The sequence below is a fragment of the Neisseria sp. P0009.S007 genome (assembly GCF_051962515.1).
Genome location: NZ_JBQCVF010001347.1, coordinates 1 through 229, shown reverse-complemented (window position 1 = coordinate 229; position 229 = coordinate 1). Strand labels below are relative to the sequence as shown.

Sequence of the window (229 nt, the reverse complement as noted above, 5' to 3'; positions counted from 1 at the left end):
CTCCCGAAGTACGCTATCCCAATGTGTACGGCATCGATATGCCCACGCGTGAAGAATTGATTGCCAACGGGCGCAGCGCGGCGGAAATTGCCGCCGAAATCGGCGCGGACGGCATCGTTTTCCAAAATTTGAGCGATTTGGAAACCGTCGTCAAAGCACTCAATCCGCAAATCGAATCCTTCGATTCGTCCTGTTTCAACGGCATCTATCAAACCGGTGACATCGACCA

Annotated in this window: 1 pseudogene; it reads left to right on the top strand. The window is 52.8% G+C overall.

The features are described 5' to 3' along the window. Positions 1–229, top strand: a pseudogene (locus tag ACTHS3_RS18890) (amidophosphoribosyltransferase); the annotation flags it as partial.